A 24,973-nucleotide genomic window follows, 5' to 3' on the forward strand; every position below is an offset into this window, starting at 1 on the left:
GTTAAAATTCTCTCAAAACCTTGGTAAATAGTGTGATATGGCTAGTTTTATTGATTGTAAGTTTGATCAATTCCTTATATTTTATACGGGTATAAAAACGTTATTTTTATTATAAATTGGGGAATTTACATGGCTTTTGAACGCACCACATCGCAGGTTCTGTTTGATAACGGGACACATAAGTGCATCAGTTTTACCAGTCTGGTCAAAGGTGAAGGCGTTCAGGCAAACCAGTTTTTGATTATTGATCATGAGCGCGCAGCGGTACTCGATCCGGGTGGTGATTTAACCTATGTGCCGCTGACCATGGAACTGAATAAATACACCCGCTTGACCCATCTGGACTATGTCATGGCTTCACATCAAGACCCGGACATTATCACTTCCATGCCGCGCTGGCTGGTATATACCGATGCCAAAGTGGTGGCATCCAAGCTGTGGGCGCGTTTCTTGCCGCACTTAAACTCGGCCTTTATGAGCGACCGGATGAAAGGCAACTGGCTGGACCGTCTGGTGGAGCTTCCGGATCATGGTCAAATCATTCCACTGGGCCAATCTCATATTGTGGCGGTACCGGCGCATTTTCTGCATTCGGTAGGGAATTTCCAGTTTTATGATCCGATTGCCAAAATTTTATTTTCAGGTGATATGGGTGCGTCCATGGTTGAAGATGCCGCCAAGCCACTGGAAAACTTTGCCGCGCATATCCCAAAAATGAAAAGCTTCCATCAACGCTATATGTGCAATAACAAGGTGATTCGTCTCTGGGTGAAAATGGTACGCAGCATGGAAATCGAGATGATTGTGCCGCAGCATGGCACACCATTTATCGGCAAAGAGCAGATTACCCAGTTTCTGGACTGGATTGAAACACTGGAATGCGGCACTGACCTGATGGATGAAACGGTTTTTACCTGTCCTGAATAGTTCACACAAAAAATAATTTTTTTCTTGTGTGGAAAAACAACATTTTTTATATTTCTTCTCCAAAAAACTTTTTTTTGATAATGAGAACTTATAAGAAATGTTGTCTCAAGTTCCAAAACCGGATGCGTGTTTAAGCTGCGGGGCGTGCTGCGCCTATTTCAGGGTTTCGTTTTATTGGGCTGAAGGAATTCATATGCCTGAGCACTATACCGAACCTGTGACAGCAGTCTATTCATGTATGGCTGGAACCAATCAAAAAAATCCACGCTGTATTGCACTTGATGGCACCATCGGCCAGCAGGTCAGCTGTGGTATGTATGAGCAGCGCAGTTCATCCTGCAAAGAAGTGCAGATTGCCGATGAGCAATGCAATAAGGCACGTATTGCACACAATATGTTGCCCTTTGTCCAGATTGAAACTGATGAAGCCGACAATGATGACAGTTTTGAATATGTCAGCTAAATCCATCCAAAGCAGAGCTTAGGCTCTGCTTTTCACTTCATTAAAATGATCGGGGTATATTTTAAAATAGGGAACTTCATGATCGGACGTATTATTGATACTGTTTTAGCACCCACATAGATCTGCGTGTACGAAGCTTGAATAAAAAAATAATTTTGCAATTGCAATGAAATTTAAGCCGATATTTGTTTATAATAGTGCACGGAAATTACCAGTGAGACTGTTATGTTGACCATCGTTCAAGACGCGTTAACCTTCGATGATGTCCTATTACTCCCTGCCTATTCTACTGTTCTTCCAAAAGATGTCTCCCTAAAGACACGTTTAACTCGTGGCATTAACCTGAATATTCCTCTTGTGTCTGCAGCAATGGATACGGTGACTGAGTCCCGTATGGCAATTGCAATGGCGCAAAATGGTGGTATCGGCATTTTGCACAAGAACATGGATATCGCGGTTCAGGCTGCAGAAGTGCGCCGTGTGAAAAAATTCGAAGCGGGTATGGTTAAAGACCCGATTACAGTGACTCCTGAGACCACAGTACGTGAATTGATTGCGCTGACTCAAGCCAATAATATCAGTGGTGTGCCTGTTGTGAAAGACGGCAAAGTGGTGGGTATCGTGACAGGTCGTGATACACGCTTTGAAACCAATCTTGAGCAGCCAGTCAGCAATATCATGACTGGTCAGGATCGTCTGGTGACAGTTCGTGAAGGCGAATCGAAAGAAAATATCCAAGCTTTATTGCAACAGCACCGTATTGAAAAAGTATTGGTGGTCAACGATCAGCAAGAGCTGAAAGGCTTAATTACGGTAACCGATTTCCGTAAAGCTGAATTGTATCCAAACAGCTGTAAAGATGATCTAGGTCGTCTGCGTGTTGGTGCTGCGGTTGGTACTGGTGCAGAAACGCCAAGCCGCGTAGAAGCCTTGGTTGATGCAGGTGTGGACGTGATTGTAGTTGATACTGCACATGGCCATTCTGCGGGTGTAATCGAACGCGTACGTTGGGTGAAAGCTAACTATCCACAAGTTCAGGTGATTGGCGGTAACATCGCAACAGGTGATGCTGCGCTGGCGTTACTTGATGCGGGTGCGGATGCCGTTAAAGTTGGTATTGGTCCTGGCTCAATCTGTACCACACGTATTGTGGCGGGTATTGGTATGCCACAAATCTCTGCAATTGATTCTGTTGCCAATGCACTGAAAGATCAGATTCCTTTAATCGCAGATGGCGGTATCCGTTTCTCTGGCGATATGGCCAAAGCGATTGGTGCGGGCGCAAGCACGATTATGGTTGGTTCATTGATGGCTGGTACTGAAGAAGCACCAGGCGAAGTTGAATTCTTCCAGGGCCGTTACTACAAAGCCTATCGTGGTATGGGTTCATTGGGCGCGATGGCGGGTGCAACAGGTTCTGCTGACCGTTACTTCCAGGACTCTAAGGCCGGTGCTGAGAAACTGGTTCCTGAAGGTATTGAAGGTCGTGTACCGTACAAAGGCCCAATGGGCAATATCGTACATCAGATGATGGGCGGCCTACGTTCTTCAATGGGTTATACCGGTTCTGCGACGATTAAAGACCTGCGTCAGAATGCTAAGTTTGTGAAAATCACTTCTGCCGGTATGTCTGAGTCGCATGTACATGATGTGACCATTACCAAAGAAGCACCAAACTATCGCGTAGGTTAATTTCCTGTGATTTAAAATTTTAAAAAGCCGTCATGCAAATGACGGCTTTTTTATTTTGGTGTAAAGTGTGACTCAAGGAAAAAAATGGGTGATATCAATCATCCGCTAAGAAGTGAGATAAAGATGAGTTATTTTGGTACGGATGGTATTCGTGGAAAGTTTGGCGAATTGCCGATTACCCCTGAGTTTGCCCTGAAACTGGGATTTGCGGCTGGTAAAGTTTTAAAACGTCATAGTAAAAAATCCAAACCATTGGTGGTTCTGGGTAAAGATACCCGTTTGTCTGGTTATATCCTGGAAGCTGCCTTACAGGCAGGTTTAAATGCCGCTGGCGTTTATGTTCACCTTTTAGGTCCACTACCGACACCGGCGATTGCTCACTTGACCCGTGCCTTACATGCCAGCTTGGGTATTGTCATTTCCGCTTCGCATAACTCGTATTTTGATAACGGCATTAAGTTCTTCTCTGCGGAAGGTAAAAAATTGCCAGATGCTTTACAAGACGAAATTAATCAGGAACTTGAAAAAGATTTTGTGATTGAAGATACGGCGAATCTGGGTAAAAGTATCCGGGTTAAAGATGCTAATGGTCGCTATATTGAATTCTGTAAATCGACGTTCCCGTATCATCTGGATCTGAATGAACTCACCATTGTAGTGGATTGTGCCAATGGCGCAGCCTATAACGTGGGGCCTGCAGTGTTCCGTGAACTGGGTGCACGTGTGATTGCGATTCACAATGAGCCGAGCGGTTTAAATATTAATGAGGGCTGTGGTTCAACCCATCCGGAAAGCTTGCAACAAGCTGTGGTTCAACATCAAGCGGATTTGGGTATTGCCTTTGATGGAGATGCCGACCGTGTGGTTCTCGTAGATAAAGCCGGTAATCTGATTGATGGCGACCATATTCTTTATATTCTTGCGACTCAAAGCTCGAAAAAACCTGCAGGTATTGTGGGTACCTTAATGAGCAATATGGCATTGGAACTGGCGCTGGAAAAAGCACAAGTGCCGTTATTACGTGCCAAAGTCGGCGACCGTTATGTATTGCAAGGTCTGGAAGAAAATGGCTGGGTAATTGGCGGTGAGCCTTCTGGTCATATTCTGACTTTAGACAAGAGCACCACAGGCGACGCCATTATTGCAGCCCTACAAGTTTTAACCGTGATGGTTGAGCAGAAAAAAGCCCTGCATGAACTTGTGGCTGACTTTAAACTGTTGCCCAATGTCTTGGTCAATGTACGTTTAAATGCCATGTTTGATCCTTATTCAGTGCCTGCACTGGCAGCTGAATTTGAAAAAGCCGAACAGCAGCTGAAAGGTCGTGGCCGTTTATTGATTCGTAAATCTGGCACAGAACCTGTCATTCGTGTGATGGTCGAAGGCGATGATCTGGCTGAAGTCACCACACTTGCAAACAGCCTGGCAGATGCTGTGCGTGCCAATGCAGCTTAACGGGAACATAGATAATGAGTGATCTGATCAAGGATCTGAGTGAACTACGCCTGAATTATGAAAAAGGCGAGTTACAGGAACAGCAAGTCAATCCGAATCCGCATATGCAGTTCTTGCAATGGTTTAACCATGCACTGGAAGCAAAATTGCACGAGCCCTATGCCATGTCGTTGGCAACAGCCAATGCACAAGGCCGTCCGCATGTGCGTACGGTATTGCTGCGTGGAGCGACTGACGCAGGGTATGATTTTTATACCAACTATGATAGTCAAAAAGGTCTGGATCTGGCTAAAAATCCTTATGCCGAACTGTTGTTCTACTGGCAGGATCAGGAACGTCAGATTCGTATTTCGGGTCGTGTAAAGAAAATATCGGAAGAAGAATCGACCGACTATTATCATAAACGTCCACGCGAAAGCCAGATTGCCGCGCATATCAGTACCCCGCAAAGTGGCATCGTGGCTAGTCGTGAGGAATTGCAGCAACGTTTTTGGGATTTGCATACCCAGGTTGCCAATCAGCAACAGCTGGACAAGCCGGTATTCTGGGGCGGTTATCGTCTCGAACCCGATTATTATGAATTCTGGCAGGGTCGTCCGAACCGTTTGCATGACCGTTTAAGTTATCGCAAAACCGATGCCGGCTGGACTTTAGAGCGCTTAATGCCATAACCATGCAAAAACTGGAAATCAAACAACGTCCATTGCTGACACGCCCTGAAAATTTACCGGGCGTCCCTGCATTTGTGGCCGAGATTCTGGCTCGTCGTGGGGTGGAATCCGAGCAGGAACTTGAGCTCAAGCTGAAGCATTTGCTGGCACCGACCATGAAAGGCTTGCCTGAAGCCATTCAATTGATGGATCAGGCGATTGATCATGGCCAGAAAATCGTGATTGTCGGCGATTATGATGCCGATGGCGCGACCAGTACTGCACTCATGGTGCTGGCATTGCGCGATATGGGTGCCAATGTCGAATATCTGGTACCGGACCGTTTTAAATATGGTTATGGATTGACGCCCGCAATTGCAGATCTGGCCTTTGTCAGTTTCACACCTGATTTACTGATTACCGTGGATAATGGCATTTCCAGTCATGACGGAGTCAAACAGGCCCAAGATCACGGCATGCAGGTGATCATTACCGACCATCATCTGACGACCAAGCCGACACCACAAGCCGAAGCGGTGGTCAATCCCAATCAGCTGGGTTGCGACTTTCCAAGCAAAGCGCTGGCCGGGGTCGGGGTGGCTTTTTATATACTGGCCAATCTGTCTACCCATCGCAAGAAACTTGGAAAATCCTCTACGGTAATTACCAATTATCTTGATCTGGTGGCACTCGGTACCTATGCCGATGTCGCCAGTCTGGACTATAACAACCGGATTCTGGTTGATGCAGGTCTGAAACGCATTCAGCAAGGGCAGTGCCGTGCAGGAATCAGTGCACTGCTGGATATTGCCAAACGTGACCCTGCTGGTCTAAAAGCCCAAGATCTCGGTTTTGTTCTGGGCCCGCGAATTAATGCGGCTGGACGCATGGAAACCATGGACATCGGCATCGAATGTCTGCTGGCTCCTGATCTAGCAATGGCCTATCCACTGGCTGAACAGCTGAATCAGCTTAATGTCGAGCGCCGTCAGGTGGAAGGCAAAATCAAGCAGGACGCTTTAAACGAACTTGAGAAAATCCAGTTAGATGCGACGGCATTACCTGCTGCGCTGATCATGTTCGAACCGCATTGGCATCAGGGAGTGATCGGGATTGTAGCAGGGCGTTTAAAAGAGCAGTTCCATCGTCCGAGTATTGTTTTTGCCGCGGATCAGGATGGGATTCATATCAAAGGTTCGGCGCGTTCGATTGAAGGTATTCATATTCGTGATGCGATTGAACAGGTGGCAGAGCAATATCCTCATTTAGTCAGTCATTTTGGCGGACATGCAGCAGCAGCCGGTTTAACCCTGAAAAAAGAAAATTTCGCTGAGTTTAAGCAGGTCTTTGAAGCACTGATTGGTGTGATGGATGAGGATTTATTCACTGCGACTTTATGGACAGATGGAGAGTTGCCAGCTTCTGCTTTTCAGATCGAAACAGTCAATTTATTGCAGAATTTAAGTCCATGGGGGCAAAAATTCCCCCAACCGATTTTTGATGGTGTGTTCAAAATCATGGACTATCGCTGGCTTAAAGATGTGCATCTGAAATTGCGCGTGGCATTGGAGAATGGGCAGGTCGTGGATGCAATCGCCTTCAATGCAGCGGATAAATATGACTTTGATCCGATGAAAGATACGCGCTTGGTTTATGAGCTGGATAAAAATATCTTTAATGGCAATGTCAGCTTGCAAATGCGGATTATTCATTTAGAACAATAGGCCATAAAAAAACCGCTCGAGTGAGCGGTTTTTTTGCTTTTAATCGGAGAGATTAGAAGCGGTATGCACCACGTACGCCAAAGATATCAGCATTATCAGCAAAATTAATCGAACCTTCTAAGCTAACTTGTTGGTTAAAGAATTTTTTGGCACGAATAGTAAAAACATCATTACCTTCTAGGTCTGAGTCAGAGAATCCTAAGCCAACACTGAAAGTTTTGTCTAGATATAAATCTGCACCTAGGTTATAAGCATCGATATCACCGAAACTTGCACCACCTTCGAAGTTCATATCGTATTGACCGACTTGTGTTACATATTTGGCACGTAAAGTTGGATCAATTTCATCGTCTGCATTGTCTTCAGAAATACCTACAAGACCAAGTGCTACTAATAAGCCAGGAACAGGTAAATAACCCGCTTCAGCAGCGTAACCAGTTATGTCACCAGCATCATTATCAAAATGAGCAATGTTACCACTTAAATAAAAGTCTGAATTTGGAACAAAATACTCAATACCAGCACCAATGCCAAACGTGTCTGAATCATCTTGATAGCTTAATACACCATTCACATTGCTGGCACGGTTTAAGAATGCAGCTTCATTCAAAGGTGAATTTTTGACTTGGACCGAGTTGAAGTAGTAAGTCCCATCGATAGCAAAACCTACATCCGAACCACCTTGGTCATGATCAAGAAGATCAATAGAAGCCCCAACTTCAGTTTGATAAGCGTGTGCAGTTCCCAGGCCAGCAAGAAGCGCTGTAGCAAGAGCAAGTTTCTTAAGCATTTAGATTTCTCTCTTTGTTATAAAAATATGACTGTTTGATGAACAGTTGTAACAAATTGTACAGTTTATATTCGCCCCGTCAATGTGCAAAAATACATAAATGCTTGTTAAGAGTGCAATAAAAAAACCCATCCGAGGATGGGTTTTCTATGAATGACTAATTTTTGGTTTTAGATTAGAAGCGGTACTTCGCTGCTACACCAAAGGTATTGTAGTCATTGTTAAACTGTTCACCAAAGCCGACACGGCCTTCTAAGCTCACTTGCTGGTTAATGAACTTACGTGCATTGATACCAAATTCGCTCTTGTCGGTAATATCATTGTTGTGATAATCAGCACCGACACTCAAGGTTTTGTCGATGAAATAATCTGCTGCCAGATTGTATTCATCTAGATCACCAAACGCTGCACCTGCTTCCAGGTTGATATCTTTACCGTTGCTTAAGGTAGTCACGTATTTAGCACGTAATGTTGGATCTACACCATCATCCTCGTCGTTATCCCAACCTTTCACACCCGCCGCAATCAATAGGCCTGGCGCTGGTAGATAACCGACTTCTGCAGCATAAGTAGTTAAGTCATTATCTACCTCATTGTTATCTTGCAGATCATGACCATTGACGTTACCGCTTAGGTAGAAGTCAGAATTTGGTACGAAGTACTCTGCACCTACGCCATAACGATGCGCTTCAGAATCACCAATTTCATTATATTGATATTGCGCACTGACGTTACTTGCACGATCAAGGAATGCTGCTTCTGCTAATGGTGCATTACGTGTTTGAACTGGATTGAAGTAATATGTACCATCAACGCCGAAAGAACCGCTAGTTCCACCGTTGTCAGGATCAACCACTCCTGCTGATGCACCAATTTCTGCTTGGTAAGCATGTGCTGCTGTACCAGTCATTGCTATTGCTGAAAGTAGTGCCGAAGCAATCGCTAATTTTTTCATGGTTACTACCCCTCAAATCGTGAGTTAAAAACATTACACTTTTTGTTACAACTTTCAGTCTAGAGCAATTCCAAAGATCGTCAATCAAAGGAAAGTTACAGTAATGTGAATAGCGTAATCTTGTGTAATTTTTGCTGAACAAGTGACTGAATAATAAAATTAAATTTATAATGTAGTGTTTTATTAAAAGTGTGTAGATATTGTGGAATCTATTGAATTAGCTGATTTTTTATACAGACCAATAAGAAATCCTAAATTATAAAATCAATTGCAAAATTATATTTCGGTCATAAAACGGGGCTAAAAAGCCGATAAAAATTTCGGATAAAAAGACGCAAAAGAGTCTATGAGATGTTGAAAATTGGATGAGGGAAATACAGGTCTAAATGCTCAAGACATTCGAGCCTTAGACTGAATGGATCGTTAAAATAGCGGAAATAGACTGTGCTATAATATAGGGCTAAGAATTTTGTGCCTAATTTTGATTGAGAGTAATTCACGTGGAAATTAATCCGTATCTAAACCAATTAAAAGACTTAAACGAACGTGGTCAAACACTACGGGGGTATCTTTGACTACGATCTGAAAAAAGAGCGTTTAGAAGAAGTCCTGCGTGAATTAGAAGATCCAACCATCTGGAATGACCAGAGTCGTGCCCAAGCGATGGCCAAAGAGAAAGGCGAGCTTGAAAATGTATTAAATGTGCTGGATCGCTTAAGTACCCAGCTTGAAGATGCACAGGCTTTGCTTGATCTGGCGGTTGAAGCGGATGATGAAAGCTTGCTAGAAGATGTACAGGCTGAACTGAGCACGGCTGAAGAAGAACTGGCCAAGCTTGAATTCCGCCGTATGTTCAATAATCCGATGGATCCAAATCCTTGCTATCTGGAAATTCAAGCTGGTTCAGGCGGTACAGAAGCACAGGACTGGGCGTCTATGTTGCTACGTATGTATCTACGCTGGATTGAACGTCATGGCTTTAAAGCAGAAGTGATGGAAGAATCTGATGGCGATGTTGCCGGGATTAAATCTGCGACGATTCGTGTGGAAGGTGAGTACGCCTATGGCTGGTTACGTACCGAATCTGGTGTACATCGTTTAGTGCGTAAATCACCATTTGACTCGGGCAACCGTCGTCATACCTCATTTTCTGCCGTGTTTGTCTCACCTGAAGTAGATGACAATATCGAAATTGAAATCAATCCGTCCGATGTTCGTACCGATACTTACCGTGCATCAGGGGCGGGTGGTCAGCATATTAACAAAACAGATTCTGCCGTGCGTTTAACCCATGCACCGACCGGAATTGTGGTGGCCTGTCAGAACCAGCGTTCACAACATGCCAACCGTGACCACGCCTGGAAGCAGTTACGTGCCAAACTTTATGAGCTCGAGATGAGCAAACGTAACGAAGCGGCACAAGCACTGGAAGATTCCAAGTCTGACATTGGGTGGGGTAGTCAGATCCGTTCTTATGTCCTGGATGATTCACGTATTAAGGATTTGCGTACAGGTGTGGAAAATTCCAATACTGGCGCAGTTCTGGACGGTGATCTGGACAAATTTATCGAAGCAAGCCTGAAACAGGGCCTGTAAGAAATCGTTTAAAAGCTGGCGTAACAAAGCTTGTGCAGATTGTGATTATTATATCTAAAATTTTCGATATATAAATCGAAAAAATACGATATAATGGCCGCAGATGCTGAATAAAGTTTCGTTGCGCCACTGATTGTGATGTGCCTATGGACCTTGATCTAATTTTTAAAGCCTTAGCCAATCCGACCCGTCGACAAATTCTGGAGTGGTTAAAATCTCCGGAGCAATATCTGTCTGCGGAAGAGTGTGGTGGCTTTCAACGTGGGGTCTGTGCAGGTCAAATTGAACGTTTGGGCCAGGTTTCCCAGTCCACCATGTCCAATCATTTGTCTGTATTACAGCAGACTGGCCTGATCACTGCGACCAAGCATGGACAGTGGTCATATTTCTCCCGCAATGAAACTTTGATTCAACAATTTATCGAACACCTACAACAACACCTTTAACAGGTGGGAGTAACGATGGCTGAATTAAATTCTCCTTTAACGCTCGGTGCGTTAGAGCTTAAAAACCGTGTCATCATGGCGCCGCTGACCCGTAACCGCGCAACTGCTGATCGCGTTCCAACCCCAATGATGGTTGAGTACTATGCGCAACGTGCAAGTGCTGGCCTGATTATTTCTGAAGCCACAGTGATTTCTGAAGAAGCCAATGGCTATTTAAATACTCCAGGATTGTTTACCGATGCTCAGGTCGAAGGCTGGAAAAAGGTTACTCAAGCGGTTCATGAGAAGGGCGGTCTGATTGTTGCCCAGCTTTGGCATGTTGGTCGTGTATCGCATCCGGATCTGTTAAATGGTGAAACACCAGTCTCTGCAAGTGCAGTACAGCAGGCAGGTCATGTCAGCTTGTTACGTCCAAAACGTCCATACGTTACGCCACGTCCTTTGGAAGTTTCTGAAATTCAAGCGATTACCGAGCAATATAAGCAAGCCGCGATTCGTGCTAAAGAAGCCGGTTTTGATGGTGTTGAATTACATGCTGCCAATGGTTATCTGATTGACCAGTTCTTGCAAAGCAAAACCAATCAGCGTGAAGATGAATACGGCGGTTCAGTGGAAAATCGTACACGTTTCCTGCTAGAAGCAACTGATGCACTGATTGAAGTATGGGGCGCAGATCGTGTAGGGGTGCATTTTGCGCCGCGTTGTGATGACCATGACATGGGCGACAATGATCCACGTGAAACATTTGGCTATGCCATGGAGCAGCTGGGTAAGCGCAAGATTGCCTTCTTCTTTACCCGTGAATATCTGGCAGAAGACAGTATTTCTGAATATATGAAAGAGCGTTCAGGTGGAGTGCCTTATATTGCCAATATGCAACTAAGTCGTGAAGATGCGATTGAGCTGTTGGCATCAGGCAAGGCTGATGCGGTGGCTTTTGGTAAGGCTTATATTGCCAATCCGGATCTATACGAACGTCTGCTCGAAGATGCGCCGCTGAATGAACTGAAGCTGGAAAATATGATCGGAACCAATGTCGCGGAAGGCTATATTGATTATCCGACATTGGCTGAAGCAGAAGCTTTAACTACAGTAGAATAATCTAAAAATGAGCCACATTGATTAACATGTTGATGTGGCTCTGCTATATTCTGCCGATTAAATCTTTGGACAGGGGCGCAATGTGGCCACTCCATTTTGGTATAATGCAGCCTTGGCGCTGGTTAAACCCTTATATCAATCGCGTATTCGTAAACGTGCGACCGATCCTGAACAATTACAACAAGAACTGACAGAACGTTTCGGCCCGTTTCAGCCACCCAAAAACCTGCATGCCATCTGGTTTCATGTGGTGTCGGTGGGTGAAACCAATGCTGCCCAACCGTTAATTGAACATTATTTAAAACTTGGCCATCCGGTGCTGGTCACCAATACCACCAAAACCGGTCAGGCACGCGCTAAATCACTTTTTTTAAAAGCGCCTTATCTCGATTTGTTTCAAGCCGTGTATTTGCCTGCTGACCAGAAAACTTTAATTCGTGAATTTTATCAAAAGTATCAGCCGAAACTTTTATTGCTGATGGAAACCGAGCTTTGGCCTAATCTGCTGGATCAGGCACCCCAGTTTAATGTGCCAACTGTATTGTTGAATGCGCGTCTGTCTGAAAAATCTGCCAAAGGTTATACCAAGGTCAAAGGTCTGACTAGAGGCATGCTACAGCAGTTAACCCAGCTTTTGGCACAGGATATTGCCACCCAGCAACGTTATATCCAGTTAGGAATAGCAGCCGAAAAAACCCAGGTTTTGGGCAATATCAAATTTGATATTACTGCGCCCGAGCGCTTTATCCAGCAGGCAGATCAATTGACACAGGAGTGGCAGTTAGGGGGGCGAAAGATCGTCACGTTAGCTAGTACTCATGCTCCTGAAGAAAAAGAAATTCTGAGTGCTTTAAAAGCTGCTTTAGAAGCTGATCCATATTTGGTCTGTATTGTGGTACCGCGCCATCCGGAACGTTTTGATGAGGTGTTCCAGGCTGCACAGTCTTTGGGATTAAAAATCCAGCGTCGTAGTCTAGGGCAACATATTAAAGCAGATACCCAGGTTTATTTGGCCGATTCGATGGGTGAAATGTGGCTCTGGTATGCTTTGAGCCAGGCCTGTTATGTCGGTGGTTCTTTAAATGAGCCAGGTGGTGGACATAATATTCTGGAGCCGATTGCGTTGAATGTGCCGACTGTTTTAGGCAAAAACTATTTTAATTTTCAGACCATCGTGGATGAGTTTGTTCAATCGGATGCAGTCGCAGTAGTACAGAATGCCCAGCAGGCTGCAGAAGTATTACTGGAACTTTTGCAAGATCCGCTCAAGGCGGAAAATTTGAATGCAGCAGCGCAGCAAATTATGCAGTTAAATACGGGATCGCTTGCCAAGCATATTCAGGTGATTGATCAGTATTTATAATTTTTGGTCATTCCCTCATTTATCATGTTTGATCGAAATATTCATTCGTAGGGGATACCTACTTTTCAGAGATGAAAAGTAGCAAAAATCTTTTGTATCACTGAAGGGATGTCCTTATCCCTCAGTGATACGGGCGGCATCCCTGCCACCAATCGTGATAGCTGATTGTAATTATAGTCTGGTCAGAAACCTTATTTTTTTCATCTTTTAACTCTTCACTTCTTATTTTTTTGAACTTGATCATTATGAATATCGTCCTGCTTGATCCACGTCAAACCGAAGCTGAATTCTGGTCCATTACTTCCACTCGGCAACTGGAACATTTACAGCAGCGTTTGCAGATTCAGGTGGGGGATACGTTAAAAGTCGGAATTCGGGAAGGTCAGCGTTACCTGACTGAGATTGTCGAAATCTCTGAAAAAGCAGTGCGCTTGAAACCGCTGCAACAAGAAACTGTTCCAGAAAAATTGCCAGTGACTTTAATTGTGGCCTTGCCACGTCCGAAAGTACTGCGCCGTCTGATCATGGACAGTGTCACTTTGGGCGTTGAAAAAATCATTTTACTGCATAGCTATCGCGTCGATAAAAGCTATTGGCAAACCCCATTTTTACAGCAGTTAAATCATTATATCGAGCTGGGACTGGAACAGGCAGGCGATACGATTGCTCCGAAAATCGAGCTATATAAACGCTTTAAACCCTTTGTTGAAGATATCTTGCCGGGTTTGATTAGTACGGATGGTCCGGCTTATGTGGCACATCCTTATGCAGAGCAAGCGATGCCATTTGCGATTGAGCATCCCTGTACGATTATTATTGGTCCGGAGGGTGGATTTATTCCATATGAAGTTGATTTACTCATAAAAAACGGCTGCCAGGCTGTGAGCCTGGGCAACCGTATTATCCGTACAGAAACCGTGATTCCTTATGTTTTAGGTCGACTGTTTAGCACGGGCTGAAGCCTCTTCATTGCCCTCACCACGATAGACTTTGACTTCCTGTACCGGATACGGAATCGAAATATTATGCTCGGCAAAAGCCTGAATCACACGTTCCTGCACCGCACTGATTGAAGTTCCGGTGCCGGTTTCAGTGGTATCGACCCACCAGAAGGCTTTCAGGGTAATGGAAAAGTCAGCCAGCGCCGTCACATTGACACTAAAGCCCGGTTGGCTGAGGATGGTCGGATCTTTATCTAAAATAGCGGTAATCAGGTCCTTGGCTTTCTGGATGTCATCTTCATAGCCGATACCCACGACGAATTCGCAGCGGCGACGGGTATAGGCGGTATTCACCGTGACCGCACTGGTGTAGACCGTTGCATTCGGAATGACGATACGACGGCCATCCGGTGAGCGTAAAAAGGTCGCACGAATTTGGATATCTTCAACCGTCCCTTCCATGCCATTCACGATAATATCGTCGCCAATCTTGAACGGTTCACTGAGCAGAATTAACACGCCAGAAAGCAGGTTCTGGAAAATATCCTTGAAGGCAAAACCGATCGCGACCGAACCAATCCCGAGGGCACTCATCAGCTGACCTGGGGTAAAGCCAGGAACAGCAATCACCAGTCCAATCAGAATACCAAAGAAAATAATAAAGGTACTGCCGACACGGTTGAGTACCAACACCAGATTCTGACGGGTATAAGAACGGTTTTCCAAAGTTTTACGTACGAAAAACTTGAAGACTTTGGAGAGTAACCAGAAAATCGTAATCACGATCAGTGCGATACAGAAATAAGGCACACGCTCCCAGAAGCCCTCCATGATTTTGTCAATGGTGCTGTAGGCATCATTATACTTGGCGGTATGTTCAATCACGGTCTGGGTCGTTTTCTCAGTTGCCTGATGTAACAACTCCGTGGTGCCCTCTGTTACCTGGCTTAAGGTATTGTTTTGCTCTGCCACAAAAATTCCACAATTCAAATTTTGCCTATTTTGCCTGATGTTCAGCAAAAAATTAATAAGGGCTCGAAGTCACCAGTGGATAATTTTAAAAATAACGGCGCTGTTGTTAAAAGTATTTGGTGGTTTTTTGCATCATTTCAGTAGGGGTAGGTGTTTGTTCTTCACCGCTCATATAACTGAATAAAGCGATAGATCCCAACAAGCTAAGCAGGGTCAGGATAATCATCAGCCAGGCCAGAATTTTTTCCCAGAGCAAGGTCATCCGTGCCGGACCATACTGATTAGTGCCTCGATCGCCCGAACCAAAAACGATATAAAGCCATACAAAAATGTTTACTAGCGGCAGCAAAAATAATAGCGCCCACCAGCCACTGCGGTTCATATCATGCAAACGGCGAACGGTCACCACTAAAGCGAAATACACATAGACCAGAACCATGGCCAGTACAACAATACTGGCCAAACCTTGCAGTGAAATCAGCCAGTTGGGATCCATGGAGTGGGTAGAAATATTCACAATATCAATGCTGAGACCCAGTGCGATACTGCCAAATAAAAAAATGAAATACAGAAATGCCGACCAGGCAATAAAGCTCAAGCGCCCGAAGCGACCTTTCATCGACAGGGGATGATCGGTTGCAGGCAGCGCAGGCGGGTTAAAGTAGGGAGATTCAGGCGATTTCATAAAGGGTATCCTGCTAAATCAGATGAAATAACTACAAGCGATCAATTTTATTTTTAAAGGGCTGTGCTACAGATCATACACAGTTGCGCAGAAGATTCTGTACTGTAAGTTGTGGTTTATTTTGATTGAATTTGTATAAATAATCTACGACGAAAGCATGATTGCCGGATTTGAAATAAGCAGGCCATACTGCCATTATGCATAAAAAACAATCAACAACGCAGCATTAACCTCTCGTGATGAGATAGAACAAAATCAAGGAAGTGACCTATGCAAGAGATCTATCCAGTACCCGAAGAATTTAAAAAAACAGCACGTACGCTCGAAGACCAGTACTTTGAACGTTATCAATATTCTATAGAACAGCCAGATAAATTTTGGGCAGAACAGGCGCAACGTCTGGACTGGATCAAGCCCTTTACCCAAGTCAAAAATACCAGCTTTAACAAAGACGATTTTAAAATCGAATGGTTTGCCGATGGTCAGCTCAATGTCAGTGCCAACTGTCTGGATCGGCACCTGAAAGAACATCCTTATAAACCGGCCATCATCTGGGAAGGGGATCATCCTTCGCGGCACAAGATTATTTCCTTTGCCGAGCTGCATGATGAAACCTGCCGTTTTGCCAATGTGCTGAAGAAAAATGGCATTCAGAAAGGCGACCGGGTCATGCTGTATATGCCGATGGTCTCTGAAGCCGCGATTGCCATGCTGGCCTGTGCCCGGATTGGGGCAGTGCATTGCGTGGTCTTTGGTGGCTTCTCGCCGGACTCTTTAGCCAGCCGGATTGAGGACTGTCAGGCCAAAATGGTGATTACTGCTGATTCCGGCATGCGCGGCGGTAAAGCCATTCCACTGAAAGCCAATGTCGATGAAGCCCTGAAACTTCCTGGTACAGAATCCATCCAGAATGTCATGGTGGTGCACCGTACCGGTAACCCGATTGAAATGCAGGAAGGGCGTGACCTGTGGTACCACATGGAAATTATGTCGGTGAATGATATCTGTCCACCGGAACCGATGAATGCCGAAGATCCGCTGTTTATCCTGTATACCTCAGGTTCCACCGGCAAGCCCAAGGGCGTGATGCATACCACTGGCGGTTATCTGACCTATGTGAATTGCACCTTCCGTGAAGCATTTGATATCAAGCAGGATGATGTATTCTGGTGTACCGCAGATGTGGGCTGGATCACCGGGCATTCCTATGTACTGTATGGGCCACTTTCGAATGGTACCACCACCGTGATGTTTGAAGGTGTGCCGCAATATCCAAGCTGGGCGCGTACTGGACATATTGTTGATAAGCATAACGTGACCATTCTCTATACTGCACCGACCGCGATCCGCGCCATGATGCGTGAGGGCGATGCTTTTGTACGGGAAAGTGACCGTAGCAGCCTGAGAATTTTAGGATCGGTCGGTGAGCCAATTAATCCGGAAGCCTGGAACTGGTACTACACCGTGGTCGGTGAAAGCCGCTGTCCCGTCATCGATACCTGGTGGCAAACCGAAACTGGCGGTTTTATGATTACGCCATTGCCGGGTGCGACTGATTTAAAACCAGGTTCTGCGACACGGCCTTTCTTCGGGGTACAACCGGCTATTGTCGATGCCGATGGCAAGGAACTGGAGGGTGAAGCTGAGGGAAATCTGGTGATTAAGGATTCTTGGCCGGGTCAGATGCGTACCATTTGGGGAGACCCGGAGCGTTTTATCGAAGCCTATTTCTCGACCTATCCGGGAACCTATTTTACCGGAGATGGCGCGCGTCGCGATAAAGATGGTTATTACTGGATTACCGGTCGTGTCGATGATGTCCTGAATGTGTCCGGACATCGTCTAGGTACGGCAGAAATTGAAAGTGCACTGGTGGCGCATGAATCGGTGGCTGAGGCCGCTGTAGTGGGTATGCCGCATGACATTAAAGGTCAGGGCATTTGTGCCTTTGTGACTTTGCAGGCTGATGTTGCCAGTTCAGATCAATTACGTGGAGAACTGGTCAGCTGGGTACGCAAGATTCTTGGTCCAGTGGCTACACCAGACGCCTTGCACTGGGCACCGGCCTTGCCAAAAACCCGCTCCGGCAAAATCATGCGGCGGATCCTGCGAAAAATTGCAGCCGATGAGCTGGATAGTCTCGGAGATACTTCAACCCTGGCTGAACCGCAGGTGGTGGATCATTTGATCGCAGAGGTACAGCGTAATAAAGTTTAAATTCAAGCGGTTCCAATACCGGCATTCTGCCGGTATTTTTATATCAGTCATAAGCTCTGCATGCTTTCGGATATAGGTCAGTACCCTGATCTGCTAAGCTGTTTCCATGCTGAACATGAGTTAAAATAATGAATGCACAATCCCCATATTTAAATCAGTCTCCTGTCGATATTGCCCAGAAACTTGCTGAAATTTTTGCTTTGACTGCAGCAGAGCGGGATCGGCAAGGTGGGAATCCTAAAGCCGAACGTGACCTGATTCGCCAGAGTAGCTTGCTTGGCCTGTCTATTCCGAAGCACTATGGTGGTCAGGGTGCCGACTGGCAGACCATTTTTAGCACCATTCAGACCATTGCCCAAGTCGACAGTTCATTGGCCCATGTCTACGGCTTTCACCATTTGCTGATTGCGACCGTTCAATTATTTTCTCAACCTGAACAATATGGCCCGTGGTTTGAACAGACTGCCCAAAATAATCTATTCTGGGGTAATACTCTAAATCCGCTGGACCATCGCACCACAGTTACAAAAGTTTCAGAAAACGAATATATTTTCCATGGTGATAAAAGCTTCTGCTCAGGTTCGATTGATTCGGATATGTTGCTGTGTTCAGGTTATGACGAAGCAGGAAAATTACTGATAGGAGTGATTCCTACCTGGCGAGAGGGCGTGAGCTTTCTGGGCGACTGGAACAATATGGGCCAACGCCAGACCGACAGTGGTACCAGCCATTTTGAGCAGGTCAAAATTCATGAAGATGAATTGCTGTTAAATCCGGGTCCACTGAGTACGCCGTATTCCAGTCTACGGCCTTTGATTGCCCAGCTGATTTTCGTACATCTGTTTTTGGGCGTGGCAGAAGGGGCATTTGAAATTGCCAGACAGGGTGTACAGACCCAAAAAGCCTGGTCCAAATCACTGGCAGACGATGCGGTGAATGATCCTTTTATCCAGAAGCATTTTGCCGAGTTTTATGTACAACTGGAAGGTGTACGCTTACTGGCAGATAAAGCGGTTCAGACTTTACAGGCAGCCTGGGAGCTTGGGAATGATTTAACAGCTGAGCAGCGCGGTGAAGTCTCAGTTGCCATTGCCACAGCCAAAATTGCCGCAACCAATACCTCTCTCTATATTACCCAGAATATTTTCCAGGTGATGGGTGCGCGGGCCACCACGGCCAAGCTCAATCTTGACCGTTTCTGGCGCAATGTCCGCACCCAGACCTTGCATGACCCGATCGATTATAAATATCAGGAAGTGGGGGAATGGGTGCTGACTGGAAAAGTGCCTGATCCGAGTTTTTATTCCTGATCTAAAAATAAAACAGCCTCTTTATCGGAGGCTGTTTTATTCGGGATGAAAAAGTTTGGTTTTAAATTTGCTTAAACGCTTCAATCGCTCTTACACGAGAGGCTTTTAAATCCACAATCGGTTTTGGATAATCCAGTGCAAGATCCGGATTTTTAGCATAGGGTTCATGAATAGATTTAGCATTCAGATGTGTCAGTTCTGGCACCCATTGACGGATGTAATCCCCATTCGGGTCAAACTTCTGTGACTGGCTGACCGGGTTAAAAATCCGGAAATAAGGTACGGCATCCATGCCGGTCGAGGCACACCATTGCCAACCGCCATTGTTCGCTGCCAAATCGCCATCAATCAGATGCTGCATGAACCAGCTTTCTCCCAGACGCCAGTCAATCAGCAGGTTTTTACATAGAAACATCGCAGTAATCATGCGCACCCGGTTATGCATCCAGCCAGTGGCTCGCATTTGCCGCATGCCAGCATCGACAATCGGAATCCCGGTTTGTCCTTGTTGCCAGGCAGCCAAATCATCTGGTGCATTGCGCCACTGGATGTTATCGGTATTTTCCTTAAAAGGCCGATGTCTGGATACACGGGGAAAATCAAACAGGGTATGCAGATAAAATTCGCGCCAGAGCAGTTCATCCAGCCAGGTCTGCTGACCGATATTATCAATCTGGAAATATCCGTCCTCAAACAGGACCTGCATACATTGGCGGATTGAGAGAATACCGATATTCAGATACGGTGACAGGCGGCTGGTACCATCGACTGCAGGTAAATCACGCTCGGTTTTATAGTGAACCATTTTGTCCCCGATAAAGTCATCGAGTAGCTCAAAGGCAGCTTGATCTTCTGCAGGCCAGAGCTGGGCAGTATGACCGACCTTATAATCAGCCGCAAATTTTTCCAGATCAAAGCTGGTCAGCTGGTCTGGTAATTTAAACGGATCTTGAGCCTGAATGGCAGGATAGTAGCCCGGTATATTCTGAATCAGTCGTTCATAGCATTTTTTCTTGAATGCGCTATAGACCTGATAGGGTTGATTGGACTGGTTACGGATACTGATCAGTGGAAACAGGCTGCGATCATGATACAGCTCGACCCGGATCTGCTGCTGTTCCAGCATCTGCTGTATCTGTGCATCACGTTGCAGTTCATTCACGCCCACTTCAATATTGGCATGTAGCGTATCAATCTGCAGTTTTTGGCACAGGCTTCGCATTTCTGCAGGCAGGTCTTGCCATAAGGGAATATTTAAAATGATTAATGGAATATTCAGCTGCGTTAACTGCTGCTTTAAGATGCCGAGGCGGCGCAGATAAAAATCGATTTTAATCCGGGCATCCTGATGCAGCTTCCATTGTTCAGGAGAGAGCACCACCAGTGCTATACAGCTGCCTTGCTGGGTGGCATGCCAGAGCGCGGCATGATCATGAATGCGGAGGTCTTGACGAAACCAGATCAGTTGCATTGTTAAAATTCTTGGAAAGTCGTTAGTGCAGAATTTTAAGGAATTGCTGGTCTCAAACCTAGCCAGACAACAATTTTATCACATAAAAAAATCCCCCAAGCCGAGCCTTGAGGGAGGGAGTGAGTCTGCTGAGATTGATTGGAATGATTATACGGGCTCAGCTTCTTCTTGCTGCACAGGCGTTGCCTGTTGTGCTTCAAGCTCACGGACCAAAGGCAGCACCTTCTGGCCAAAATATTCGACTTCTTCAATAAAATGCAGGAAGCCTGAGAGAATCAGATCGACACCGACTTTCTTCAGTTCGATAATCCGTTCAGCAATCTGCTGCGGTGTCCCGATCAGATTGGTGCGGAACCCGTCATTGTATTGCACCAGATCTTCAAAGGTGGATTTGGCCCAGTTGCCTTCACCTTCCTGACTTGCTGCGCCGGCTTCACGGGTCGCTTCACCAAAAGATTTCACTGCCTGCACATTGGCCTTGCTAATAATTTCCTGCAATACAGCCTGAGCTTCTTCTTCGGTATCCCGTGCAATCACAAAGGCATTTACGCCGATTTTCACCGAGTGATGATTTGCCTTGGCTTTTTCACGAATATCATCGATCTGTTTTTTCAGCTCTTCCGGGGTATTGCCATTGGTGAAGTACCAGTCAGATACGCGAGAAGCCATATCACGTGCTGCCCGGGAACTGCCGCCCTGAAAGATTTCAATATGCGGTTTTTGTAGCGGTTTTTGTAGCGGTTTTGGACTCAGGGTATAGTCTTTGAATTGATAATATTTACCTTCAAAATTAAAGTTATTCTGGCTCCAGACCCCTTTCAGGCTACGGATAAACTCTTCCGAACGGGCATAACGCTCGTCATGTTCCGGCCATTCTTCACCAATGGCATCAAACTCACCGCGGAACCAGCCACTGACCACATTGATCGCGATCCGGCCATTGCTCAGATGGTCAATCGTCGCCAGTTGTTTTGCAGCCAGTGCCGGCTTCCATGGACCCGGCAGAATCGCGGCAATGACTTTCAGGCGTTCAGTTTTGGCCAGAATGCCATGACTGAAGCTGACCGATTCATGCTGGTTTTCTGCGTTATAGCCGGCAGTAAAACGGATCTGGGTCAGAGCATAATCAAAGCCTGCCTGTTCAGCGGTTTGTGCCAGACGCACGTTATAGTCATAGCTCCAGTCGGTGCGCTGCTCGATATTACTAACCACCAGGCCACCACTGACATTCGGCACCCAATAGGCAAATACGATATTTTTATCATTCGACATATTCATCACCCTCTGCAATGCTGTGTTCAAGCCACTTGAGTCTTTGGTGCTTTCTTGCTGTGCAAGCGCGATTCTGCGGCATCCAGGCTCGGCACGGCTGCTGAAGGCAGCACTTCTTCCTGTTCGATCTGCTTGTTAATGCCCAGATTTTGACTCGCTTGAATGGTTTTTTCTTTGATGACTTCAGCACGTTGTCCCTTGGCTGGTGCCCATTCAAGAATCGGCAAGGCACGTGCCACAGCCAGGGTAATCCGGTCGCGAAGCAGTTCACTGTGAATGGTATATTCAGGGGTGAAATCGCGGTCGGTGGCATAGACCCCAATCGGTAAAGTCTGTGCCTGAAAGAAGCTGAATAAAGGACGCAGTTGATGTTCAAGCACCAGCGCATGACGGTCACTGCCACCAGAAGCTGCCAGTAATACCGGAACATCGACCAGCGCCGTTTGCTCAACAAAGTCAAAGAAATGCTTGAACAGGCCGGTAAATGAAGCGCGGTACACAGGAGTGCCAACAATCAGCGCATCTGCGGCTTCTACTGCTGCCAGATCATTCTGAACGCGTTGCGGCAACTGATTGCGATAAATCGCGCCGCCCAAGAGCGAACCAATTTCACTAAATTTAATGAAATGCACATTGATTGGTGTCGCTTCCCCAAGCTCATCCAGAATGGCCTGAACCAAGGCTTCGGTTTTTGAGGGATGATTTAAACCGCCAGATACGGCAACAATATTTAAGGGTTTTTGCGCATTAAAATTAGACATATTTAGAACCTGAAAATAGGGTTAATCTCGGAATGACCCTATTAATCCCGATTCAGCGAAGGGCTGTAAAATAACGAAAAGCTGAAAAGTTATCTAATTTTACGATATACGACAAAGGCTCGATTCTTAAGGAGGTTTTGCATTTAAGTAATTGATATTTATATTTATATTGAATAAAGATAAGCTTTTTCAGTGAGGAATAAATGATATATAAAAAAGTGATGAGAATTAAACAATTATTGCAATAGTGCAAAAATGGGCAATTTTGAAGAAAAACTGCATATTATTTTAAAAATTGTAGTGTCTTGCATATCCTTAACCGGGTTGTGTGGTTAGAATAGAGGCTACCGTGCCAAGATCTCTCTCACGTTGCCTATGAATATTTTAATCGTTGATGATCATCCACTATTTCGTCATGCCTTGATTCAAGCTGTACGTTATAGCCTGCCACAAGCCCAGATTCATGAAACTGCGGCAGTCAATGAATTTTATGAACGTCTAGAAAATGGCCCTGAGCCTGATCTTGTGCTCTTGGATTTAAACCTGCCGGGTGCTTCTGGCTTTTCTGCCTTGGTGCATGTCCGCGCACAGTATCCGTCTTTACCGATTATTGTCGTGTCTGCACATGAAGAAGTCAGCATCATCCAGCGTGCTATTGCACATGGTGCGATGGGCTATATTCCTAAATCTGCCCATCCAAGCCATATTGGTGACGCGATTCGTGAAGTGCTTGAAGGTGAAATCTGGTTACCACCAAATCTGCCAGCCAATATGAATTTTGATCCGCGTGCTGCCGATGAAACGGCTTTGGCAGAACGGATCCAGTCTTTGACGCCGCAACAGTTCCGGGTATTGATGATGGTGGCTGAAGGTTTATTAAACAAGCAGATCGCTTATGAACTGGATGTGTCAGAAGCGACGATTAAAGCGCATGTGACGGCAATCTTCCGTAAACTCGGAGTACAAAACCGGACACAAGCGGTATTGGCCATTAATGCACTGAATATTGAAGACCGCAAAATGTAAGTTCTGCATAGCCGAATTGAAAAAGACCTCCTTGGAGGTCTTTTTTTATGGGTGAAATCTGAAAAATTGAGTGCAAAGGCCTGAGTCAGCTAGGCGATATAATCCTGCTTGCGGGTGAAATCATCACAAAACAATGGATTTAAGGCACATTGCAATTCGTCAATCTGCTCTTCAGTGACATAACCTTTCGATTTCAGATATTCCGCCACGCGATCATCACGCAGACTCAGGAAAGTCGCATCATATACACCCAGATCCACAAACAGTGCCGCAGTTTCCAGACTGTTAAAACGATCCAGATAAACTTCATTGTCATACATCAGGAAGACATGTTCGTCGCGCGTATTCGGATCGACATGTAAACGCTGCGCCAGCTCATGTGGGCAGGTTTTGATAAATAACAGATCAGACAGCTCATCAAATTGGCTGGTGTCCAGACAATCTTCTTCATTTTTGACTTTACCCAGCCAGGCCTTAAAGACCAGTACCGCGCCACCACGCAGCAACATGCTCCAGATCTGATGACGGGTTTTTGCTGGAAGGTCCTCTGTTTCAGCTTCTAAAGACTGAATCAGCTTGTCTTCCTGTTCAGCAATCTTTTCAAATAGTCCCAGACCTTGCGGCTTGTAGGCATAAGGTTCAAAGACATCAAAATGTAATTCATCAAAGACTTGCAGTGCCAGGGGTACTGCACTCTGATACAGCGTTTCCAGTGCCTGATACTGGGCATCATTCAGCTTGCTGTATTTAAAGATCTGTGCCCAGTCAATGCTTGGCAATAAGGCGTTGGCGCCATATTGACGGTGAAACTGCTGGGTCTGATTCAGGCCTTGGTTTTGATCTATGTTCATGTGAAGAACTCCGATATGCAGAAATAGATCAGCGACCAAAAAAATTAAGGCTACATGAGATGGAAACTGATCGTTTCTTATTCCTCTATTTTTAGAGCCAAGTACAAGGGATAAAAATACGACTAAAGTTATAGTAGTGGAAAATTACTCTTTAATTTTTATTAAAAACAATAAGATAATTAATTGTAACTAAGTGTACACATGTACATTAATACATTCGTCAGTTTTTGCCATAGTGAATTAAAAAATGAGCATTTTGGTCAATTTATTCAGCTGTATTTTCGGCATATTTGCTGCTTTTAGCA

The 24,973-nt window shown here is 45.4% G+C and carries 22 protein-coding genes; 14 read left to right on the forward strand and 8 right to left on the reverse strand.

What is annotated here, in order from left to right:
* The first annotated feature begins 129 nt into the window (after window positions 1–129).
* From FTT86_RS05985 to recJ, 6 genes are all read left to right on the forward strand, one after another.
* Entirely contained in the window at window positions 130–927 is a 798-nt protein-coding gene (locus tag FTT86_RS05985; protein ID WP_180180809.1) for an MBL fold metallo-hydrolase, read from the forward strand.
* A 97-nt stretch (window positions 928–1,024) separates the two neighbouring features.
* Window positions 1,025–1,390, forward strand: a complete 366-nt coding sequence (locus tag FTT86_RS05990) for a YkgJ family cysteine cluster protein (RefSeq protein WP_080591854.1) — start codon at window positions 1,025–1,027, stop codon at window positions 1,388–1,390.
* Window positions 1,391–1,615: 225 nt separating this feature from the next.
* Window positions 1,616–3,082: an IMP dehydrogenase gene (gene guaB, locus FTT86_RS05995; protein WP_180180810.1), complete on the forward strand. Its 1,467-nt coding sequence runs from the start codon at window positions 1,616–1,618 to the stop codon at window positions 3,080–3,082.
* Between the two features lie 123 nt (window positions 3,083–3,205).
* The gene (gene glmM, locus FTT86_RS06000) at window positions 3,206–4,537 is read left to right on the forward strand and encodes a phosphoglucosamine mutase (protein WP_180180811.1); all 1,332 of its coding nucleotides are present in this window, start codon (window positions 3,206–3,208) and stop codon (window positions 4,535–4,537) included.
* Between the two features lie 14 nt (window positions 4,538–4,551).
* On the forward strand, window positions 4,552–5,208 hold the full coding sequence (gene pdxH / locus FTT86_RS06005; protein WP_004281335.1) for a pyridoxamine 5'-phosphate oxidase: 657 nt from the start codon (window positions 4,552–4,554) through the stop codon (window positions 5,206–5,208).
* A gap of 2 nt (window positions 5,209–5,210) precedes the next feature.
* Window positions 5,211–6,911 (forward strand): single-stranded-DNA-specific exonuclease RecJ, encoded by a 1,701-nt coding sequence (gene recJ, locus FTT86_RS06010; protein WP_180180812.1) that lies wholly within the window; start codon window positions 5,211–5,213, stop codon window positions 6,909–6,911.
* 52 nt (window positions 6,912–6,963) lie between these two features.
* On the opposite strand, the gene FTT86_RS06015 is transcribed toward recJ, so the two are convergent.
* On the reverse strand, window positions 6,964–7,701 hold the full coding sequence (locus tag FTT86_RS06015; RefSeq protein ID WP_004281339.1) for a putative porin: 738 nt from the start codon (window positions 7,699–7,701) through the stop codon (window positions 6,964–6,966).
* Window positions 7,702–7,876: 175 nt separating this feature from the next.
* On the reverse strand, window positions 7,877–8,656 hold the full coding sequence (locus FTT86_RS06020; RefSeq protein ID WP_005245738.1) for a putative porin: 780 nt from the start codon (window positions 8,654–8,656) through the stop codon (window positions 7,877–7,879).
* A 500-nt stretch (window positions 8,657–9,156) separates the two neighbouring features.
* Between FTT86_RS06020 and prfB the strand changes: the two genes are divergently transcribed.
* The 5 genes from prfB (at window position 9,157) to FTT86_RS06045 (ending at window position 14,121) form a co-directional block, all read left to right on the forward strand.
* Window positions 9,157–10,252, forward strand: a protein-coding gene (prfB, locus tag FTT86_RS06025; RefSeq protein WP_101627160.1) for a peptide chain release factor 2 whose coding sequence is annotated in 2 segments (ribosomal slippage) — window positions 9,157–9,228 and window positions 9,230–10,252 — 1,095 coding nt in all. Because the reading frame shifts where the segments join, the coding sequence is not laid out codon by codon here.
* A gap of 146 nt (window positions 10,253–10,398) precedes the next feature.
* Window positions 10,399–10,698 (forward strand): helix-turn-helix transcriptional regulator, encoded by a 300-nt coding sequence (locus FTT86_RS06030; protein WP_004281346.1) that lies wholly within the window; start codon window positions 10,399–10,401, stop codon window positions 10,696–10,698.
* Between the two features lie 15 nt (window positions 10,699–10,713).
* Window positions 10,714–11,799, forward strand: coding sequence for an alkene reductase (locus tag FTT86_RS06035; RefSeq protein WP_180180813.1), 1,086 nt, complete (start codon window positions 10,714–10,716; stop codon window positions 11,797–11,799).
* Between the two features lie 82 nt (window positions 11,800–11,881).
* Entirely contained in the window at window positions 11,882–13,162 is a 1,281-nt protein-coding gene (locus tag FTT86_RS06040) for a 3-deoxy-D-manno-octulosonic acid transferase (RefSeq protein ID WP_180180814.1), read from the forward strand.
* A 245-nt stretch (window positions 13,163–13,407) separates the two neighbouring features.
* A complete protein-coding gene (locus tag FTT86_RS06045; protein ID WP_180180815.1) occupies window positions 13,408–14,121 on the forward strand; it encodes a 16S rRNA (uracil(1498)-N(3))-methyltransferase in 714 nt (237 codons plus the stop codon).
* Here the strand turns inward: FTT86_RS06045 and FTT86_RS06050 are convergent.
* On the reverse strand, window positions 14,095–15,075 hold the full coding sequence (locus FTT86_RS06050; RefSeq protein ID WP_004281355.1) for a mechanosensitive ion channel family protein: 981 nt from the start codon (window positions 15,073–15,075) through the stop codon (window positions 14,095–14,097). The two genes, FTT86_RS06045 and FTT86_RS06050, sit on opposite strands and share 27 nt — an antisense overlap.
* A 106-nt stretch (window positions 15,076–15,181) precedes the next feature.
* The gene (locus tag FTT86_RS06055) at window positions 15,182–15,760 is read right to left on the reverse strand and encodes a DUF805 domain-containing protein (protein WP_180087139.1); all 579 of its coding nucleotides are present in this window, start codon (window positions 15,758–15,760) and stop codon (window positions 15,182–15,184) included.
* A gap of 270 nt (window positions 15,761–16,030) precedes the next feature.
* Between FTT86_RS06055 and acs the strand changes: the two genes are divergently transcribed.
* Window positions 16,031–17,977, forward strand: a complete 1,947-nt coding sequence (gene acs / locus FTT86_RS06060; protein WP_180180816.1) for an acetate--CoA ligase — start codon at window positions 16,031–16,033, stop codon at window positions 17,975–17,977.
* 128 nt (window positions 17,978–18,105) lie between these two features.
* Window positions 18,106–19,287 (forward strand): acyl-CoA dehydrogenase family protein, encoded by a 1,182-nt coding sequence (locus tag FTT86_RS06065; RefSeq protein WP_180180817.1) that lies wholly within the window; start codon window positions 18,106–18,108, stop codon window positions 19,285–19,287.
* Between the two features lie 61 nt (window positions 19,288–19,348).
* Here FTT86_RS06065 and FTT86_RS06070 read toward each other — a convergent pair whose 3' ends face one another.
* From FTT86_RS06070 to msuE, 3 genes are all read right to left on the reverse strand, one after another.
* Window positions 19,349–20,758 (reverse strand): deoxyribodipyrimidine photo-lyase, encoded by a 1,410-nt coding sequence (locus FTT86_RS06070; protein ID WP_180180818.1) that lies wholly within the window; start codon window positions 20,756–20,758, stop codon window positions 19,349–19,351.
* A 147-nt stretch (window positions 20,759–20,905) separates the two neighbouring features.
* The gene (sfnG, locus tag FTT86_RS06075; RefSeq protein ID WP_180180819.1) at window positions 20,906–22,030 is read right to left on the reverse strand and encodes a dimethylsulfone monooxygenase SfnG; all 1,125 of its coding nucleotides are present in this window, start codon (window positions 22,028–22,030) and stop codon (window positions 20,906–20,908) included.
* A 26-nt stretch (window positions 22,031–22,056) separates the two neighbouring features.
* Complete coding sequence (msuE, locus tag FTT86_RS06080) at window positions 22,057–22,791, reverse strand: FMN reductase (RefSeq protein WP_004647265.1); 735 nt, start codon at window positions 22,789–22,791, stop codon at window positions 22,057–22,059.
* A 375-nt stretch (window positions 22,792–23,166) separates the two neighbouring features.
* Between msuE and FTT86_RS06085 the strand changes: the two genes are divergently transcribed.
* Window positions 23,167–23,817, forward strand: coding sequence for a response regulator transcription factor (locus FTT86_RS06085; RefSeq protein WP_180180820.1), 651 nt, complete (start codon window positions 23,167–23,169; stop codon window positions 23,815–23,817).
* An 89-nt stretch (window positions 23,818–23,906) separates the two neighbouring features.
* Here FTT86_RS06085 and FTT86_RS06090 read toward each other — a convergent pair whose 3' ends face one another.
* Complete coding sequence (locus tag FTT86_RS06090) at window positions 23,907–24,668, reverse strand: hypothetical protein (protein ID WP_004281371.1); 762 nt, start codon at window positions 24,666–24,668, stop codon at window positions 23,907–23,909.
* Window positions 24,669–24,973 lie beyond the last annotated feature (305 nt).

This window comes from Acinetobacter sp. YH01021 (assembly GCF_013420255.1).
In the GTDB taxonomy this organism is placed as follows: Bacteria; Pseudomonadota; Gammaproteobacteria; order Pseudomonadales; family Moraxellaceae; genus Acinetobacter.